Consider the following 16,187-nt stretch of genomic DNA (forward strand, 5'->3'; position numbering starts at 1 on the left):
GAACCTCTCGCGCGCGGCCGATTGTGCGCGGTCGTGCCGGGGTGTGCCGGGGTGTGCCGCCCGGCCGGGCGAACGGGTGGTGCTTGACGGCTACAACGATCCTGCCGCCGCCCGGGCCCCGCGACCCGCGGGAATCGCGAGGCGACGAGAGCACCTGTGCAACTCCGGGGAATAGGAGCTTCCGGAGGTGGTCGTGTGTTAAACAGGTCGCAACTCGCCCTGGACTGGCGAGAGTTGACCGGAACAGCACGCATTTGCCCCACCGCTGCCGCAGCGGAGTGTCGATTACACAGAGGTGATGCATGGACAACCTGGCCGGCACCACGAGCACCGACTTCTCGCTGAGCGAGCGGGAGATCGAGCAGTTCCACCGGGACGGCTACATCGGCCCGTTCGACCTGTACGAGCCCGCCGAGATGGAGAAGAACCTCCGCGCCCTGCGCCCCAAGCTGCTCAACACCAAGCGGGCGATCTACGGGCAGGAGAAGGCGGTCTCCGGCGTCACCAACCTCGCCAACTACGACCGCCACCTCGATGTCGACTTCCTGGCCGCCCACATCACGCGCCCCGAGATCGTCCATCGTGTCGCCTCCCTGCTCGGCCCCGACGTGCTCTGCTGGCGTACCGAGTTCTTCCCGAAGTACCCCGGCGACGAGGGCACCGACTGGCACCAGGCCGACAACTTCTCCAACGTCGCCGGATCCAAGCACCCCCAGATCGTCTGGCCCGAGGACTCCGAGTTCGGCGGCACCATCACCGTCTGGTCGGCGTTCACCGACGCCAGCGTCGAGATGGGCTGCCTCCAGTTCATCCCCGGCTCGCACCGGACGATGAACTACGACGAGTCCAAGGTCATGACGTACGACGCGGACTCCATCGGCAAGGTCGAGAAGGGCGGCGTGCGGCGCGGCTTCTTCGGCTACGACTACCGCCAGCTCCAGAAGGACCCGAACTGGAGCCCCGACGAGTCCCAGGCCAAGTCCATGGTGCTGGGGCAGGGCCAGTTCATCGTCTTCTGGTCCACCCTGATGCACGCCTCGCACCCGCACGCGGGACTGACCGACGACATGCGCCTGGGCTACGCGTCGCGCTATCTGCCCAACCAGGTGCAGGTGTATCCGTACTCGGACGCCCTCCAGGAGTTCGGCGGCGAGGCCAGCCTCGACCGGTTCGGCTGTGTGCAGGTCTGCGGCCAGGACACCTTCGGGCACAACCGGTTCGTCGGGCGGACCGTCAACGGCACGCCCTTCACGCCCGCCGGCTGAGCGCCACCGGGCCCACTCCCAGAAGAACGTCGACACATCCCGAGGGGTGTCTGCGCTGGAACGACCAACGGGGATCCGACTCACCGGCACCGAGGCGGCACTGTCCGTCCACCGCCGGATCAACCGCACCGCTCTCGCCTATCCGCGCGACAGCGCGGTGCCCGCCCTCTTCGCCGCCGTGGTCGCCCGCCGTCCCGACGCGCCCGCCGTCGTCCAGGGCGACCGTACGTACACCTACCGCGAGCTCGACCGGCTCTCCAACGGGCTCGCCCGGCGGCTGCTGCGGCGGGGATACACCCCCGGGGCGACCGTCGGGATCTGTCTGGCGCGCTCGCCCGAGCTGATCGTGGCGCTGCTCGCGGTCCTCAAGTGCGGCGGCGCGTATCTGCCGTTCGACGCGGGCTGGCCCGAGGAGCGGCTGCGGGGGCTGTTCGCCGACGCGGACTGCCGCTGGGTGATCCGGTCCGAGGCGTCGGCCGTACGCCCCGATGGCTGCCAAGTGGTGCTGGTGAACGGGGAGTTGGACCCGTGTCAGGACGCCCATGACGACGCCCCGGCGGTCGACGTGCCCGCCGACGCGATCGCGTACATCAACTTCACCTCCGGCTCCACGGGCCGGCCGAAGGGCGTGCCGATCCGGCACCGCTCCATCGCCCGGCTGGTGTGCGGCGCGCGGTTCGCCCGGCTCGACGCGCACAGCCGGCTGCTGCACCTGGCACCCGTCACCTTCGACGCGGCCACCTTCGAGATCTGGGGCGCGCTGCTGAACGGCGGCACCTGTGTGCTCTACCCGGACGCCCTGGTGCGGCTCTCCCGGCTCGGCCAGGTGGTCGAGGAACACGGCGTCACCGTCGTCTTCCTCACCACCGCCCTGTTCAACGCGGTGATCGACGAGGCGCCCGACGCGCTCGCCCAGGCCGAGACCGTCCTGATGGGCGGCGAGCTCCAGTCGATGCCGCATGTGGCGGCGGCGCTGCGGGCGTACGGCCCGGGCCGCCTCGTGCATGTCTACGGCCCCACCGAGGCCACCACCTTCGCCACCTACCACCCCGTCGACCAACTCATCCCCGATTCCGGTCTGTTGCCGATCGGACGGCCGATCCAGAACACCCGCCTCTACGTGATCGACGGCGACGCCCTGTGCGAGCCGGGCCGGACCGGGGAGATCCATCTGGCGGGTGACGGTCTGTCACCCGGCTATCTGGGCATGCCGGAGCTGACCGCCGAGCGCTTCGTCGAGCGGGTGGTCGACGGCGTCGACGAACGCCTCTACCGCACCGGCGACCACGGCACGCTGCTCCCGGACGGCTCGCTCGTCTTCCAGGGCCGCGCCGACGACCAGGTGAAGATCAACGGTTTCCGTATCGAACTCGGCGAGATCGCCCACCACCTCGACCGTCACCCGGCGGTCCGGCGCAGCCATGTCGCCGTCGCCACCACGCACACCGGGAAGGCACTGGTGGCCTTCGTGGTGAGCGACGACCCGCACGCCACCCCGGCGGAGCTGCGCCGCCATCTGCGCGACCGGCTCCCCGCGTACATGGTGCCGACCCGTATCCACCTCTGCGAGGCGCTGCCGCTCACCGCGACCGGCAAGGTCGACGGCCGCGCGCTGCTCGCCGCGTACGACAGCAGCACCCCACCACCCGCGCGATGGGCCGCACAGCCGGTGGCATCCCGCGACTGACCAGATGGAGGAGAGGACGATGAGTTCCCACGACGCGCAGACGGCGCAGGGCGCCCCGCCCATGTCCGCGACCGAGCAGGCGATCGCCGAGATCTGGCGTGGCCTGTTCGGCATCACCGAGGTCGCCGCGGGCGACGACTTCTTCGAGCTCGGCGGCAACTCGCTCACGGCCATCAAGTTCCTCTCCCGCGTGGAGGAGCGCTTCGCGGTCGATGTCCTGCTGCCCGAGACGCTGTACGAGGACGCCAGGCTGAGCAGTCTGGCCAAGGCCGTCGACGAGGCGATGGCGTAGCCCCGCCGTGCGCCCGACACCCCGCGCCACCAGGCCCGCAGCCACGCCCACGGGTGAGCTGTTCGCCCGGTTCTCGGGCGCCGCCCCCGTCGGCGTCCAGCTGCTCTGCTTCCCGTACGCGGGCGGCGGCACGCAGGTGTTCCGAAGCTGGCAGTCGCGGGTCCCGTCGGGCGTCGGGGTGACCGGCATCCGGCTGCCCGGGCGCGAACAGCGCTTCCGTGAGCGGGCCTTCGACTCCTGGCCCGAGGCGCTGGAGGCGCTGACCGAGGCGCTGGTGCCGGAGACCGAGCGCGGGCCGTACGCCTTCTTCGGCCACAGCCTGGGCGCCCGGCTCTCGTACGAACTCACCCACCGGCTCACCGCGGGCGGCCACCGTCCGCCGGAGCTCCTGGTCGTCTCCGCCTGCCGCGCGCCGGGCGTGGAGCCGCGCTGGCCGCCCATGCACTCGATGGACGGCCCGACGCTGTACGAGCGGCTGCGCGTGATGGACGGCGTCCCGGCCGAAGTCCTCGCCAACGACGGGCTGATGGCGCTCCTAGAGCCCGTGCTCCGCGCCGATCTGCGGCTCGCCGAGACCTGGGAGCCCTCGCCCGGCCGGGTCGAGGCGCCGATCCTGGCGCTGTGCGGCGATGACGACGACATCGACCCGTACGAGGACATGATCGGCTGGCGCCACCACACCACGGGGACGTTCGCCATCCGGCCCTTCCCCGCCGGGCACTTCTTCCCGCGCGACGAGGAGGAGGCCGTGCTCGCGGCGATCTCGGAACGGCTGACAGGGGGCGGGCGCGCATGAGCGAGGGGTCGCCGTACCTCACCGAGGAGCACGAGGTGTTCCGGGGTGCGGTGCGGGCGTTCTTCAAGAAGGAGATCGTGCCGTACGCGGCCGAGTGGGAGCGGCGCCGCCACATGCCGCGCTCGGCCTGGCACGCCTTCGCCGCCGAGGGGCTGCTCGGCCTCAACCACCCGGCGTCGGCGGGCGGCGCCGAGAAGGACTTCTTCCACTCGGTGGTCTTCCTGGAGGAGCTGGGCCGGATCGGCTTCGGGGGAGTGCGCTTCGCGGTCGCCCTGCACGCGTACATGGGCACCAGCTATCTCGCCACCAACGGCTCGCCCGCGCTCAAGGAGCGCTATCTGCGCCCGGCCGTGGCGGGCGACCTGATCGCCGCCCTGGCGATCACCGAGCCGCAGGCGGGCTCGGACCTGGCCGGGCTCGCGGCGACGGCCGTCGAGGACGGCGACGATCTGGTGATCGACGGCGAGAAGCGCTTCATCGTCAACGGCTCCTTCGCCGACTTCTACGTGACGGCGGTACGGACAGGAGGGCCACAGGTCAGGTCCCTTCAGGGCGACTTGAGCCTGGTGGTCGTCGACCGCACGGCCGAGGGCGTCCAGGTCCTGCCCAACGACTCGATCGCCTGGCGGGCCTCGGGCATGGCCGACATCGGCTTTCGCGGGGTGCGGGTGCCGAAGGAGAACATGATCGGGCGGCGCAACTCCGGCTTCGTACAGATCATGAAGAACATGCAGCTGGAACGGCTCGCGGCCGGGATCTCGGCGGTCGGTGACGCCGCCAACACCCTGGACATCACCTGGCGTCACCTCAAGCGGCGCGGCATGTTCGGCTCGACGCTCAGCGCCAAGCAGGCCGTGCGCCACACGATGGCCGACCTGCTCACCGAGGTCGAGGCGACCCGCGCGCTCGCCTACCACGCGGCTTGGAGCTACGCCCGCGACCCGCTGTCGATCACCGCGTGCTCGATGGCGAAGCTGAAGGCCACCGAAGTCGCCCGGACGGTGGCCGAGGAGTGCCGGCATCTGCACGGCGCCGAGGGGTTCCGGGACGGCGCGGACATCGTGCGGATCGTGCACGACGCCCAGGCGGCGACGGTCGCGGCGGGCGCCAGCGAGGTCATGCGCGACATCGTCGTACAGAGCGGATACGAGGAGTTCCATTGACGACGCAGACGGAGGAGGCGAGTTCGCCGGGCCCGCCCGAGGAGCCGTCGGGGGCGGTGTCCGACCTGGTCAGGGCCGGTACCGCGGGGCTGATCGCCGCCTTCGTGGGGTTCTCCAGCTCGTTCGCGATCGTCCTCGAAGGCCTCACCCACGTCGGCGCGAGCCGCGCCGAGGCGGCGTCCGGTCTGATGGCGCTCTCGGTCTCCATGGGTCTCTGCGCGATCTTTCTCAGCTTCCGGCTGCGGATGCCGATCAGTGTCGCCTGGTCCACCCCGGGCGCCGCGCTGCTCGCGGGCTCCGCCTCGGTCGACGGCGGATTCGGCGCGGCGGTCGGGGCGTTCCTGGTCACCGGCGTCCTGATCGTGGCGACCGGGCTGTGGAAGCGGCTCGGCCGCTGGGTCTCGGCCATCCCGAAACCGCTGGCCAACGCCATGCTCGCGGGCATCCTGCTGCCGCTGTGCCTGGCTCCCGCCAAGGCGGTCCAGGAGAAACCGGCGGTGGGCCTGGCCATCGTGGCCGTCTGGGCTCTCGTCGGCACGTTCAAGAAGCTGTACGCGGTACCGGCGGCGGTCGTCGTCGCCGTCGTCCTGATCACCGCGACCACCCATATCTCCGCCGCCGACCTCGGACCGCTGTGGCCCAGGCCCGTCCTGGTCGCCCCGCACTTCACGGCGGCGGCCCTGATCGGCATCGCCCTGCCGCTGTACGTGGTGACCATGGCGTCGCAGAACATCCCCGGCATCGCGGTCCTCAACGTCAACGGCTACCACCCCGAGCCGGGCCCGCTGTTCGGCTGGACGGGGGCGTTCGGTCTTGCGGCGGCGCCGTTCGGCGGCCATGCCGTCAGCCTCGCCGCGATCACGGCCGCCCTGTGCGCCGACGAGAACGCGGGGCCCGACCCGCGTAAGCGCTACCGCGCGGCGGCGATCGGCGGCGCCGCGTACCTCCTGATCGGCCTCGGCGCGGGCGCGGCGGTCGCGTTCGTCGGCGCGGCCCCGCCCACCCTGATCGAGGCGGTGGCGGGCCTCGCGCTGCTGGGCGCGCTGGGGAACTCGCTGGCCGGGGCGGTGGCCGAGCCGGGCGACCGGGAGGCGGCGGTGGTCACGCTGGTGGTGACGGTGTCGGGCGTGCAGTTCTTCGGGATCAGCGGGGCGTTCTGGGGGTTGGTGGCGGGGGGTGCGCTGTATGCGGCGAAGAGGTGGGTGCCGGTGAGGTGAGGGGTGAAGCCCGGAACGGGCTCACGCGTCCTGCTGTTCCTCCGCGAACAGCTGGGCCTCGATCGCCTCGTTGTACTTCTGGAGCGCGAACTCCTGCGTACCAAAGCAGTGTTCGTCATTGGCGCCGCTGGTGAGACCGATCTGGATCTCGCGGTAGATTTCCAGGTCCTCGTACTGCACCTGATAGGTCAGCTGCCGGTTCTCCTCCCATCGCTCGACGCCGCCGTCCGCCACCGAGCCCTTCGGCACGATCAGGCGGAGTTTCACCAGCGTCCGGGTCGGGCCGAGCGGATGACTGGTAATCCACAGGAAGTGGTCCGACTGATGCAGCACCGTCTCGTTGGGAAAGATGGTGTGGATCACGTTGGCGACGGAGAGAAGGCGGCGTTCGCTGCGCTCCGTCCTGGAGATGAAGTTTATCGACCGCTTGGGCAGGATCGACCGCAGATGGGGGCCGAAGCTGTCGAAGAAGAACGTGCTGTTCTCGAAGAGCGGGTTCGCGCTCTTCGCATGAAGGAACGGGAAATGGTATCCCTCAAGCGTGCCTTCGACGACGAGCTTCCAATTGATCTCCCACTCCTGGCTCTCGGCGCCGTAGATCTCGTACGAGGCCAGATCGAGATCGGCGATGTCCGGGCGGAAGTCACCGAGGAACGCGTCGAGATCGGCCCGGCCCGGGGCCTGTTCGGGCATCAGCCAGACGAACCCGTACGCCTCCACCGAGGGAACCGCCACCAGATTGCGTTTTCCCCGCTCGACGCCCGGGAAGCAGTGCGGGCTCGGGATGGCGGCGAGGGTGCCGTCCAGGTCGTAACGCCAGGCGTGATAACCGCAGGTGAACTGTTTGCGCCGGCCCGACGGGTCCTTTTCGAGGCGCGCCCCGCGATGGCGGCAGGCGTTGAGGAAGACATGCGCGGAGCCGTCCTGATCCCGGCTGACCAGCAGCGGCCTGCCGAAATGCGTCAGGGTCGCGAAGGTGCCGGGCGCCGGTATCTCGGAGCTGTGCACCAGCATCGACGGCAGCCTGGCGAAAATCCTGTCGAGTTCGGCCCGGTGCCACTCGGGCGACTGATAGCGGTCGACACTGACCCGGGTGTCCGAGTCGGTCAGCGGGAGTCGCTTGTCGCGAAGGTGCTCCAGGGCACGGTCAAGGATCCGGAGTTCCTCGTCGCGATTCATCCGCCAACCCCCTCCACCTCATACGGTGATCGCCGCAATTCTAGAGCTGCGGCGACCCCTGTTCAATGTCAAAGTCGACGCGGTTGAACGGAAGTTGCGCGATTTCGTATTCCGTCGGTAGAACAGCGGGACACCCTGCGGCCCGACAGGAGTGAGCACGGACGTGCAGACGCATCTCGAACTCGCCGGATCCGCCGCGCCCTCCACCGGACGCTTCCTCCTCGCCCTCGCGCTGATTCTCGCGGTGGCCTTCGCACTGGCGCGACTGGCGCAGCGATTACGGCAGCCGGCGGTGATGGGGGAGATCATCGGCGGCATTCTGCTGGGCCCGAGTCTGCTCTCCCTCTTTCCGGGCGACCTCGAAAAGCGCCTGGTCGCGCCCTCCGTACTGCCATATCTCCAGACCCTCTCCCAACTGGGCCTGGTGCTCTTCATGTTCGGCGTGGGCTATCACTTCGACGTGGTCCATCTGCGGGCCCCGAGCGCGCGCCGCCAGGTGGTGGCGGTCTCTTTGAGCTCGGTGGCACTGCCGTTCGCGCTGGGCATGGGTCTGGCGTACTGGCTCTACCCCTGGCTCAGCAGGTCCCAGCTGAAGGTCGACGGACCGCTGGGTCCCGCGCTGTTCCTGGGCGCGGCGATGTCCATCACCGCCTTCCCGGTCCTTGCCCGCATTCTGGCCGAACGCGGCCTGTACAAAGACCCGTTGGGCGTGGTGGCACTCGCCTGCGCCGCCGTCCAGGACTTCCTGGCGTGGTGCGTCCTCGCGGTGGTGGTCGTGGTGGTGCGGTCCGCCGGACCGTGGCCGCTGGCCCGGATGGCCCTGGAGTCGGCGCTGCTGCTGGCCGCGCTGGTCCTGCTCGTACGGCCCGGCCTCGCCTGGCTCCTGGACCCGGCCCGACGCTGGGCGGGCGGCACCGCGCTCACCCACTCCGTCCTGGTCGTGGGTGTGCTGCTGACCGCCGCCGCGACCGACGGGATCGGGCTGCACGCGGTCTTCGGCGCCTTCGCCTTCGGGGCCATCGCGCCGCGCCGCCAGATCGACGAGACGGCGCCGCAGGTCCCCGAGCGCATCGAGCAGACCAGCCTGCTCCTGCTCCCGGTCTTCTTCACGGTCACCGGGATGTCGGTGGACATCTCGGGGCTTGGCGGCCGGGGCCTGGTCATGACGGCGGCGGTCCTGGTGGTGGCCTGCGCGGGCAAGTTCACCGGCACGTTCGGCGCGGCCCGCCTCACCGGCGCGACGCCCCGCGAGGCGACGGCGCTGGGCGTTCTCCTCAACGCCCGGGGCCTGACCGAGCTGGTCATCCTGAACGTGGGCCTCGGCCTGGGGGTCATCGACACGCGGCTGTTCACGGCGATGGTGGTGATGGCGGTGGGGACGACGCTGATCACGGGGCCGCTGCTGGACCGGGCGCGGCCGCCGAAAGGGCCGGCCCCCAGGATCTCTCCCGTGGACCGGCCCCTTCATGATCCGGCCTGAGTGCCGGCGTGCTCGGCCAGGGCTAGAACAGCCCGGGGATATGGAAGTTCAGCCAGTACAGCCGTGACTGCGTCATCGGTGGGTCGACGTAGTGTCTGAGGTTCTGGCCCATCTGCCACCAGGTGTTGTCGGCCTGACCGGTCTTCACGGTGAACCAGATCAACGGGTTGGAGCCCTCGGAGACACCGCGCTGGGTCATGTACAGCTTGCCGTTCTTCTCCGAGGTGGTGAAGGTGATCACCGAGCCGGGGTCGTCGAAGTAGTTCGCCGAGATGACGGTGAAACTGGTCGACGTCTTGTCGACGTGCACCCGCACCAGTCCGTTGCCGCCCAGGATCATGCCCACCCCGCCAGGGGTGTCCTTGCCCGGGAAGAGCCGGCAGACCGCGCCTTCGGTGAAGCTGGAGCAGCCTTCCACCGGGAACGGGAAGAACGTCTGCGGACTCTGCTGGAAGGTCGACATCAGTTTCTCCGCGCTGCCCCACTTGGTCGAGCCGACCTCCTCGGTGTGGGTGTACGCGTGCTTGATCGCCCACAACTTGTTGCTCTTGGGCAGCGGCGGGTCGTCGTCCGTCGGCGGCTTGGGATCCGGCGCCCACGGCCCGGGCCCCCGGTCGTGCGGCCCCGAGGACGGCTTCTTCACGCAGTAGGGGCACGGGTCGTTCTTCGGCTTCGGCTTGCAGAACATGCACGGGTCGGACGGCCCGTACACCTGGGTCGACACCGTGCTGTACAGGACCGTCTTGCCGTCGTCGCTGTAGCACGCGCTGTTGGTGCAGCCCGGTCCGCTGTTGATCCACACGGAGGTCGGGTTGTCGACCGAGCAGCCGTCGCAGAACTGGCCGTTGGGGTCACTGCCGTTGACGGGGTTGTTGTCGCTGTAGGCGTACCCGTTCCACTGCTGCGGGTCGTCCGGGTCGAGCAGCGGGTCGGGGCTGATGAACCGGCCGGTGCCCGGCTGGTACTCGCGCGCGCCGAGCAGCGTGAGCCCGGTGCCGGGGTCCTTCTGACCGCCCACGAAGCCCTTGTCGCCCGGCCAGGCGGCCGGGGCCGCACCGCGCGGATTGCCGAACGGGTCCGCCGCCTGCCGTGCGACCGCCCCACTGGAGAGGTCGACGGTGAGGTTGGCGCTGCCGTGGTGATCGGCGATCTGCACGGCGAACGCGCCGGCCGCCGTGCCCGCCCCGGTGCGCACGATGGTCATGCCGCCGGGGACCGTGTAGTACCGCGTCCCGGTCTTCGCGCCCGTCGCCTTGTCGACGGTCAGTTCGTCGTTGCCGAGGTTGAGCGTGATGCCGCCCGGGCCGCGCCGGACGAGGAGCTTGCCCTCCGGGTCGTAGACATACGTGGTGGTCGTGTCCGGAACGGTCCACTTCTGGCCATTCGGCACCGCCAGCAGGCAGTCGCCCAGGGTGAGCTTGGTGCCGTCGGCGGTGGCGCCGCCGGGGACGGTGAGACAGCGCGCGGCGACCGGGTTGTACAGCGTGCCGTCGGTCCGCTGCGTCCATGTCTGCGCGGCCGTGCCGTCACAGGGCCGCAGCCGTACGGCCGAGCCCGGCAGGGTGCCGGTCGCGGTGACGCACTTGTCGGCGGTGCTCAGCCGGTTGCCTGCGGTGGTGTACTTCTGGCTCGCCGCGCCGTCGTCGCACGCGGCGATCACCAGGGAGGTGTCGTCGGCGGTGGCTCCGCCGTCCAGGCCCAGGCAGGTGCCGAGGCCGCTCCTGATCTGCGTCGCCGTGGTCGTCGAAGCGGGCTTGCCCTCGCTGTTCCAGGTCAGCGTGGTCGTGCCGTTCCTGGCATCCCGGTAGGAGGTGGTGTTGCCGCCCGCGTCGTACTGGTAGAGGGCGTTGGACGTGGCCGAGCCCGTGGTGGTCGCCGCCGAGAGCAGCGCGTGCGGGCCGCCGGTGCCGCCGCCGGTGTTCGGGGCCGAGGTGGGCGTGTTCACGGTGCCCGGCGCGCCGAATGCCTGACTGACCGTCACATCCTTGGTGGTGTCACCGGCCGGGTCGTGCTTGACCAGCTTGGTGCGGTTGCCGGTGAGGTCGTACGCGAAGTCCTGCCAGTACGCGGCGGGACCGCCGACGGTGGCCGTGGACGGCCGGGTGTTGGCGCACTGCCCCTGGTCGAGCGTCTGGTGCTCGCTCGCGTCGGGCACGGTCACGCCGCCGGTGTCCGACCACGCCGACGTCAGCCGGTTGAGCGCGTCGTACGCGAAGCACTGACGGTCCGTCGAGCCCGGCTGGTTGTCGGGGATGCTGGTGATCGAGGTGATCTTCCCGGACGGGTTGTAGGTGTACGAGGTCTGCTGGAGGGCTCCCGTCAGCGAGGTCTGCTGGTCGATGTACTGGGACCGGACCCGCCCGGTCGCCTGGTCGTAGTCGGTCGTCGCGACCACCTGCTTGCCCCACGGGTTGACCGTGGAACGCACCGGCCGTCCGAACGCGTCGTACTCGCTCTGCACGTCGTACGTGGTGGCGCCCATGTACCGGAACATCTGGCCGTAGTCGTTGAGCGCGTACGAGATGTCGTCCATCGGCAGTCCGCCGACCGCCGGCAGCACGGTGCCGCTCGCCACACCGGTCAGCGGGTCGTACGAGGTGGTGCTGGAGTAGCTGAAGGTGGTGCCCCGGTCCTGTCCGGCGTCGGGGCCGGGGAGGGTCAGGGTGGTGCCGGTCGTGCGGTACCCGTCGTCGTACCCGTCGACGGAGGCGGTGTAGACGCTGCCGCCCCTGCCGCCGACATACCGGGTGGACGTCGCCGCCTTGCCCCTGCCGTCGGGCACGGTGTCGAAGGTCCAGCCCGCCAGCTGGTGGTCCGCGTCCACACTCCCCTCGTACAGACCCGTCTTGCGGCCGAGCAGGTCGTAGGTGTCGAGCAGCTTCGTGCCCCGGGCGTCGGTGGCGCCGGTGAGGCGGCCCGCCGCGTCCCAGGTCTGGGTGGTGACGCCCTTGTCCGGCTCCTGGTAGCCAATCTGGCGTCCGCGCAGGTCGTAGCCGATGGTCCAGGTGTTGCCGCCCGCGTCCTTGCGGGTCAGCGGCTTGCCGTCGGCGGTGTAGGTGTACCGGCTGATCGCGGCGTCGAGCGCCGAACCGGTGGCCGTGGCCGTCGTGTACTGCCACACCTCGCTCTTGTGGCCGCGCGCGTCCAGGAGGGTGGTCGTCGGCGAGGTGCCCTTGGGCGGCACCACGTCCGTACGGTCCACGCCCTTGAACGCGGTGGTGGTGCGGTGCTGCTCCACACCGAGCGACCAGGACGCGGTGACCACCGCACGCCCCCGGCCGTCGTACGTGGTGCGGGTCTGCGACGGGATGTCGCTGTCGGCGGCGGTCACGAGCGACTGCGCGGGCCCGGAGACGTTGTTGTACCAGGGCGCGTTGGTCAGGCCCGTGCGGCCCTGCGAGTCGTAGACCGTGTCCGAGATCAACCGCCCGGTGTACGCGGGGTTCTTCGGCGACTCCTGGGTCTGGCGCACCCGCCCGAACCCGTCCAGGATCTGCACCGACCGGGTGTACACGGGAGTGTCGCCGTCCCTGGTCAGCCGTGCGGTGGTGACCGCCGACGGCGCGCCCGCCTGGTTGGAGACCAGATAGCCGAAGGTCAGATTGGCCGTGTCGGTGTCCGGGGCGCGCCCGGGCAGCCATACGGCGGTGAGCCGGCCGAGCGCGTCATACGTCTCGGTCGTCGTCTTCTGGTTGGCGTCGGTCGACTTCAGCGGCAGCCCGCGCCGGGGGTCGCTGACCGTGACCGCGTCCCAGTGCTCGCTCCCGGCGCCGCCGGGGACCGGGTTGGAGACGGTCACCGTGCCGGGCAGCTCACCGGCCGCGGCCGAGGAGTACGCCGTGGTGGTGGTCGCGCCGTTCGGGTGGGTGGCGTCCTTGGAGTTGGGGTCGGTCGCGGAGACGGTCCGTCCGTACGCGTCGAAGCCCGTGAGCGCGGTCGCCGTGAAGTTCGCGGTGCCGTCCGGGGCATAGGTGTCGAGGACCTCGGTGCGGGTGGCATCGCCCTCGGTACCGCTCTGGCCGTACGCCTTGCCGTCGTAGAACGTCCGTGTGCGCTCGACGGTGTTGGCCGCCGTCGCGGTGATGGCGCAGGTGTCGCCGGAGGCCGCCGAGACCACCAGCTTCTCGGCGGGCAGATCGGTGCGCTGGGCGTCCGGGCCGGACGCGTAGTCGGTCCGGGTGCAGATGTCGGGCAGACCGTCGGCCCGGTCGAGCACGGTCAGGGCCCGGTTGTTGTGCGCCGGGTCGGTCACCGTGGTCGACGAGGTGGTCCGCCAGCTGTCGTCGGCCTTCTTCTCCTGGCCGGTGGCGACCACGCTCGTCGCGGGGTAGCGGGCGACGAGATCGGGCAGGCCGCCGACACGCGGATGCGTGGCCGTGGCGACCTCTCCGCTCGGGCTGTTGACCGTCCGCGCGACGACGGCGCCGTCCGCCTGGTCGTACGTCTCGGTCTGCAGAACCTGTCCGCTCAGCCACTCCACGTCCACGACCTCGTGGCCGAGCGCGTCGGTGGAGCGTACGTCACGGGTGGCGCCGCTCTTGCGGACATCGCCGTGCATACCCTGGCGGTAGGTGGTGCGGATCTGCGACTTGGGGCCGTCGCCGCCGCTGCCCACGGTGGCCGTGACGGTGGCGAAGCCCCGGAACTCGCCCCAGGTGCGCGCCTTGGCGTCGGTGAGCTCGTTGTCGTCGCGGTGCCAGGCGGCCGGTCCGTACGCGAACGCGCTGATCTTCTGCTGCGCACCGGTGGCCGTGTCGTTCTCGGTGAGCGACTTGACGCTGTAGTGGTTGAACCAGTCGAGCACCGGGTCCGCGCCCGCCACCTGACCGGGGACGTTCCACCGGACCGGGTAGCAGGCCATGGTGTTGTCGTCCTCGGCGGGCGGCATCACATGGTTGATGCGCGAGCAGCCCGGCAGGTTGTAGTCCACATTGACGACGGCGCCCGTCTCGTTGTGGATCTGCTGGATGCGTGGCCGGTTGATCCTCGGCGGCGCGGGCACCAGATCGGTGCCGTCCACCCGGTTGGGCAGCATCACCGGTGTGAAGGTGACCGCCGGGGTGCTGAGCTCCGCACCCGTCTTCCCGGTCCGCTTGACGGAGTCCAGCCACAGTGCCTTCTGGCTGGTGGAGTCCGCCGGGTTCGGGAAGGAGTGGGTGAGCGTGTACCCGTCGACGTCCTGCCAGGCGTTGTTCACCCGCACCTGGGTGGCGATCGAGGCGAGCCGCTTGGTGGTGAAGTAGGTGGGGGAGTAGGTGGTGCAGGTGCCGGTGGACCTGCACTCCTGGTCGACCGGCACATCAGGCCAGTTCGCCTTGTTCGCGACCGTGCGCGAGGCGGGGTCGCAGCCGTTGGCCGGCGTCTCGCAGCGCTCCGCCGCCGTGAACGTGACGCGCGCGGCGGGCTGCAGGGCCCCCTTCGCGGCGACCTGGTCGGCGAGGCGCTGGCCGTAGGAGATCTGGGCGACGTTGTTGGCACGGGTGTACGCGGTGGGTGTGCCGCTGCCGTTGTCCTGCACGGCGCCGCGCGCGTAGTAGTTGGTCTCCGGCGCCCAGGTGTAGGTCGTCAGATTGCCGTGCGCGTCCACCGCGTAGTCCAGTGAGAGCCGCTGCCACATCTGGCACCAGGAGCGGTTGCCCTTGGCCGAGTCGTAGCAGGGGTCGCCGGTGCCGGGCGAGTAGACCGGCACGGTGGACGCGGAGTTGGTGGCCGGGTCGGACTTGTCGCCGCCCGGCAGATGGTTCAGACCGAAGTAGTAGACCGTGCCACCGCTGTCGGTGACCTTGGCGTAGGCGCCGTTGTACGTGCCGTTCTGGGCGCCGGTGGCGAACTCGACGCGGGTTCCGTCGTCGTTCTTCAGCCGCCACACCCCGGTGGCGTCGTCCGAGGTCACCGGGGAGGTGGAGACGCGGACCAGCTGGCCGCCGCGCGATCCCAGCGAGAGCGCCGCGTTGAAGCCGCCCCAGCACAGATCGCCCGCGTTCTTGACACCTGCCTTGTCGCACGGCTTGTACGAGCGCTCGATGAAGCCGGGGCTGAAGTCCCAGCCGTCGCCGATCCAGGACGCCTGCGCGTTGGTCGCGGAGGTCCGCCCGTCCACCGACGAGGAGTCGTAGCCGAGCGACACCTTGGGCGCGGGCCCGCCGAGCGAGGGCGGCACCAGCACGTCGTAGCCGTAGGTGAAGCCACCGGAGGCGCCGCCGGCGGCCCACGCGGACGACGGGTTCAGGGCCGTCGCGGTGTAGGTGCCGCCACCGCCCGACGGACCGGTCTCCGCCGCGAGCGCGACGGCGGCCGGCGCGTTGGCCGCGGCGCCCGCGGCCAGGGAGGATCCGGGAGCCGCTGTCCGGGGCACGGCGATGGACCCGGTCAGCCGCTTGGTGCCCGCGTCGTACGAGGTCACCACTGGTGTACGGGTACGGCAGGCGGCCGCCTGCGGTGTGGTGAGCGCGCAGCCGGGCAGGGCGACCAGATGGCCCCGCAAGGCGAAGTCGCCGCCGGTCGCGGCGTTCAACGCGGCGGGGTCGACGGCCACTTGGAGAGTCGTGGCGGCCCGGGCCGCGCCCGGCTCCGCGGTGACGGCTGCGGGCCGCAGGGCGAAGAGCGCCCCGCTCACTCCCGCCGCGCGAGCGACCTTGTCGTCGGCCGGGGCCACCGCCACCGCCGCGGAGCCGGAGGTCGCGGTGACCGCCGACCGGGGCGGCTTCGGCGCGGGCGCGGACTTGCTGTGCCCGGGCACCGGGTAGTGCGGGCGCGGCGAGGACGGTCTGGCGGGTGAAGCGGCCCCGACGGACGGCGTCTTGGGCAGATCGGTGTGCGGCGGGGACCAGACGCGGGTGAAGTCCGGACCGCTCGCGGCGATGGCTTGCGGAAGTGCTGGGGACAGCAAGGATGCGGCCAATGCCAGCACCAGGGAAATGCCCAGTCGCGGCGCACGCGGGCGCACGGAACCAGGCCCATGTCTCACAGACACGAAACCCCCGTTGGGTCGGAGACGGGCGGATCACACGGCGAACAGCCGTGTGAAGAAAGGAGATTCCGCCGGAACGTAACACCGGGGCCCTTTCACCTGTTTCGTTTTACGCTGATCGAACACCTGTGATCCAGC

9 protein-coding genes are annotated in these 16,187 nt (G+C 70.6%); 7 read left to right on the forward strand and 2 right to left on the reverse strand.

Going from position 1 to position 16,187, the window contains the following annotated elements; genetic code table 11:
• The first annotated feature begins 302 nt into the window (after nt 1–302).
• From ACGFRG_RS14410 to ACGFRG_RS14435, 6 genes are read left to right on the forward strand one after another with little or no spacing between them, the layout of a single operon-like run.
• Nucleotides 303–1,265 (forward strand): chlorinating enzyme, encoded by a 963-nt coding sequence (locus ACGFRG_RS14410; protein ID WP_361424762.1) that lies wholly within the window; start codon nt 303–305, stop codon nt 1,263–1,265.
• Nucleotides 1,266–1,311: 46 nt separating this feature from the next.
• Nucleotides 1,312–2,952 (forward strand): amino acid adenylation domain-containing protein, encoded by a 1,641-nt coding sequence (locus ACGFRG_RS14415; protein ID WP_393263882.1) that lies wholly within the window; start codon nt 1,312–1,314, stop codon nt 2,950–2,952.
• Between the two features lie 19 nt (nt 2,953–2,971).
• A complete protein-coding gene (locus ACGFRG_RS14420) occupies nt 2,972–3,244 on the forward strand; it encodes a phosphopantetheine-binding protein (protein ID WP_361424768.1) in 273 nt (90 codons plus the stop codon).
• Between the two features lie 7 nt (nt 3,245–3,251).
• Nucleotides 3,252–4,040, forward strand: a complete 789-nt coding sequence (locus ACGFRG_RS14425) for a thioesterase II family protein (RefSeq protein WP_393263884.1) — start codon at nt 3,252–3,254, stop codon at nt 4,038–4,040.
• Nucleotides 4,037–5,203, forward strand: coding sequence for an acyl-CoA dehydrogenase family protein (locus ACGFRG_RS14430; protein WP_393263886.1), 1,167 nt, complete (start codon nt 4,037–4,039; stop codon nt 5,201–5,203). Before ACGFRG_RS14425 ends, ACGFRG_RS14430 begins: the two co-directional genes overlap by 4 nt.
• Nucleotides 5,200–6,420, forward strand: coding sequence for a benzoate/H(+) symporter BenE family transporter (locus ACGFRG_RS14435; RefSeq protein ID WP_393263888.1), 1,221 nt, complete (start codon nt 5,200–5,202; stop codon nt 6,418–6,420). Before ACGFRG_RS14430 ends, ACGFRG_RS14435 begins: the two co-directional genes overlap by 4 nt.
• A 21-nt stretch (nt 6,421–6,441) precedes the next feature.
• Here ACGFRG_RS14435 and ACGFRG_RS14440 read toward each other — a convergent pair whose 3' ends face one another.
• Complete coding sequence (locus tag ACGFRG_RS14440; RefSeq protein ID WP_361424780.1) at nt 6,442–7,599, reverse strand: SRPBCC family protein; 1,158 nt, start codon at nt 7,597–7,599, stop codon at nt 6,442–6,444.
• A gap of 163 nt (nt 7,600–7,762) precedes the next feature.
• Here ACGFRG_RS14440 and ACGFRG_RS14445 point away from each other — a divergent pair, with 163 nt between their 5' ends.
• Complete coding sequence (locus ACGFRG_RS14445; protein ID WP_393263890.1) at nt 7,763–9,079, forward strand: cation:proton antiporter; 1,317 nt, start codon at nt 7,763–7,765, stop codon at nt 9,077–9,079.
• Nucleotides 9,080–9,101: 22 nt separating this feature from the next.
• Here the strand turns inward: ACGFRG_RS14445 and ACGFRG_RS14450 are convergent, their stop codons facing one another.
• A complete protein-coding gene (locus ACGFRG_RS14450) occupies nt 9,102–15,980 on the reverse strand; it encodes a ricin-type beta-trefoil lectin domain protein (RefSeq protein WP_393263892.1) in 6,879 nt (2,292 codons plus the stop codon).
• Nucleotides 15,981–16,187: the final 207 nt, after the last annotated feature.

The organism is Streptomyces sp. NPDC048696 (assembly GCF_043198895.1).
Classification (GTDB): Bacteria; Actinomycetota; Actinomycetes; order Streptomycetales; family Streptomycetaceae; genus Streptomyces.